At 67.2% G+C, this 3,193-nt stretch carries 4 protein-coding genes; all 4 read left to right on the top strand.

Features of this window, described 5'->3' with window-relative positions:
• The coding region (locus B9G38_RS15475; RefSeq protein ID WP_086220969.1) for a flagellin at nt 1–389 on the top strand (389 nt) is incomplete at its 5' end.
• Nucleotides 390–884 (top strand): flagellar protein G, encoded by a 495-nt coding sequence (locus B9G38_RS15470; protein ID WP_086220968.1) that lies wholly within the window; start codon nt 390–392, stop codon nt 882–884.
• A 1-nt stretch (nt 885) separates the two neighbouring features.
• Nucleotides 886–1,635 (top strand): ATPase domain-containing protein, encoded by a 750-nt coding sequence (locus B9G38_RS15465; RefSeq protein WP_017343764.1) that lies wholly within the window; start codon nt 886–888, stop codon nt 1,633–1,635.
• Nucleotides 1,636–1,727: 92 nt separating this feature from the next.
• On the top strand, nt 1,728–3,193 hold a 1,466-nt coding region (locus B9G38_RS15460), incomplete at its 3' end, for a type II/IV secretion system ATPase subunit (protein ID WP_086220967.1).

The raw sequence follows: 3,193 nt of genomic DNA, 5'->3' as shown, positions 1-3,193 counted from the left end.
ACGGGCTCGACCGCGTCTCCGACGCCCAGCACGGGATAAACGGGCGCGCGCTCGAACGCCAGAACACCGACTTTTCCGTGACGAACGCGACGTACAACGTCAGTTCCGGCGTCCTCACGGTCAACGCCACCAACGAGGGGTCCGTCGGCCTCGTCGCCGACGACGCGACGCTCGTCGTCGGCAACGAGTACGTCGACGTGGGCGGAGCGGACGCGTCGACGACCGTCGACGGCGACGCCGACACCGCGCTCTGGCTCGGCGACGAGACGCTCACCGTGCGGGTCGCACAGGGCGACACGGCGACGGAAGTCGGGGACGGAACCCGCGTCGTCCTCGTCGTCGAGTCCGGCGTCCGCGACGCCGCGACCGTGACGGAGGTGGGCGCGTAGATGGCCAGCGTCCCCGTCTCCCATCTCATCCTCTTTATCGCGAGCCTCGTGATCGCCGCCGGCGTCGTCGGCACGATCACGACCGGGGTCGACCGCGTGAGCGCGGCCGTCGACGACGCCGGGCTCGACGCGACCGAGCAGCTCCGGACCGACGTGACGATCATCTCGGACCCCAGCGCGGGGGTGTACAACGCGAGCAGCGAGAACGTGACGCTGCTGATAAAGAACACCGGCACCTATCGGCTCGCGCCCGACGGGTCGGACCTCGACGTCGTCTTCGACGGCTCCTACGTCCGGCCCGGCGCGCTCTCCGGCACGCTGGTCTCCGCCGACGGCGCGAACGCGTGGGGGCGCGGCGACGTGCTCCGGCTCACGATCAGCGTAAACGACATCGACGGCGTGAACGGGGGGCTCGTCGACGGCGACCACCGGGTGTTCATCACCGTCAACGGCGACGAGGAGCTGTTCCAGTTCCGCGTGGAGGGGAGTAACTGAGATGCCTCACGACAACCTCCTCTCGCTGGGCCTCGGCGACCGCGACCGGCTCAACAAGGAGTTGGGCGGCGGCATCCCTCGCGGCAGCATCGTCCTCATGGAGGGCGACTACGGCGCGGGAAAAAGCGCCATCTCGCAGCGGTTCGCCTACGGGCTCGTCCAGGAGGGCGCCTCCGTGACGATGATGTCGACGGAGCTCACCGTCCGCGGGTTCATCGACCAGATGCACTCGCTGGAGTACGACATGGTGAAGCCCCTCTTACAGGAGGAGCTGCTCTTCCTCCACGCCGACTTCGACTCCGGCGGCGCCTTCTCCGACGGCGACGGCGAGCGGAAGGAGCTGCTCAAGCGGCTGATGGAGGCCGAGGCGATGTGGAACTCCGACGTCGTCTTCCTCGACACGTTCGACGCCATCTTCCGGAACGACCCCACCTTCGAGGCCTTGGTCCGGAAGAACGAGGAGCGACAGGCCGCCCTGGAGATCATCTCGTTCTTCCGCGAGATCATCTCGCAGGGGAAGGTGGTGGTGCTCACCGTCGACCCCTCGGCGGTCGACGACGACGCCATCGGCCCGTTCCGCTCCATCGCCGACGTGTTCCTCCAGCTGGAGATGATCGAGGTCGGCAACGACATCCGCCGCCAGATCAACGTGAAGCGCTTCGCGGGCATGGGCGAACAGGTCGGCGACACGATCGGGTTCTCGGTCCGTTCCGGAACCGGAATCGTCATCGAGAGCCGCAGCGTCGCCTGACACATGACCCGCCGACGCACAGCCGGTCCGCGCCCGCGGACCGCGACCACCGCGACCGGGTACGCGACCACCGCGACGACCGGGTGTAGGACATGACCGAACACGGCACCGCGAAACCGTCGGAAGAGCTCCGACAGGCGGCCATGCGGCGGCCGCACCTCCGGGAGCACCTCCGAGAGTTCAAACAGATCACCGGGGAGTTCCCGCAGTTCATCGAGGAGCCGAAAGACGAGTACGAGTCGGCTCGGCCGAACGTCATCTACCCGGTCGGCGGCCCCATCTACAGCCACATCTACGGCGACCTCGGGCAGGACACGAAGTACTACGCCATCGAGCCGGAGGTCTCCGGCCCGCAGGCGGAGATCCTCAACGAGGTGAAAAACCGGCTGCTCACCGTGAGCGGCCAGCACACCGCGCCGGAGAACGAGGCGGAGTACGACGACCTCATCGAGGAGCTGCTAGAGGAGGTGACCCACGTCGACGACACCGCCTCCGGCTGGCGCCGCGGGCTCTCGAAGCTGAAGAACTTCGGGAAGCTGTCGGTCACCGAGGAGACGTACGAGAACATCCGCTACCGGCTCAACCGCGACATCGTCGGGCTGGGGCCGCTCGAACCGGTGATGCGCGACCCGGCCAACGAGGACATCCACGTCATCGGCCCCAAGGAGTGCCACGTCGACCACGGCACGTTCGGCATGCTGGAGACGACCGTCGACTTCGGCACGCCCCAGGAGTTCGACAACTGGCTGCGCAACATGGGCGAGCGGATCGGCGACCCGCTCTCCGACTCGGACCCCATCGTCGACTCCACGCTGCCGGACGGGTCGCGTATCAACATCATCTACTCCGACGACGTGTCGCTGAAGGGCTCCTCGCTCACGATCCGGCAGGGCGAGGAGGTGCCGCTGTCGATCAACCAGATCACCAACTGGGGGACGCTCTCGCCGGAGCTGGCGGCGTACCTCTGGCTCTGTCTGGAGAACGAGCAGACCGTCTTCGTGGTCGGGGAGACGGCGTCCGGGAAGACGACGACGCTGAACGCCATCCTCTCGTACATCCCGGACGACTCGAAGATCTACACCGCGGAGGACACCGCCGAGGTCATCCCGCCGCACAGCACTTGGCAGCAGCTGCTGACCCGTGAGGGCGGCGGCGAGGGCTCCTCCGACGTCGACATGTTCGACCTCGTCGCCGCGGCGCTGCGGTCGCGCCCCGACTACATCATCGTGGGCGAGGTCCGCGGCGCCGAGGGGCGCATGGCGTTCCAGGCCGCCCAGACCGGTCACCCGGTCATGCTGACGTTCCACGCGTCCGACATCGTCTCGATGATCCAGCGGTTCACCTCCGAGCCGATCAACGTCCCCGAGACGTTCATGGACAACGCCGACGTGGCGCTGTTCCAGAACCGCGTGAAACAGGGCGATCAGGTGTTGCGCCGCGTGACGAGCGTCCAGGAGATCGAGGGGTACTCGAAGGAGATGGAGGGGGTCGTCACCCGCGAGGTGTTCAGCTGGGACCCCGTCGAGGACGAGATCGTCTTCCAGGGGATGAACAACTC

Source organism: Halorubrum sp. SD612 (genome assembly GCF_002135005.1).
This window is presented reverse-complemented; position numbering and strand designations above follow the sequence as displayed.

Coding starts and splice junctions, on each gene's coding strand:
- B9G38_RS15470 (WP_086220968.1), top strand. CDS start 390: ATGGCCAGCGTCCCCGTCTCCCATCTCATCCTCTTTATCGCGAGCCTC.
- B9G38_RS15465 (WP_017343764.1), top strand. CDS start 886: ATGCCTCACGACAACCTCCTCTCGCTGGGCCTCGGCGACCGCGACCGG.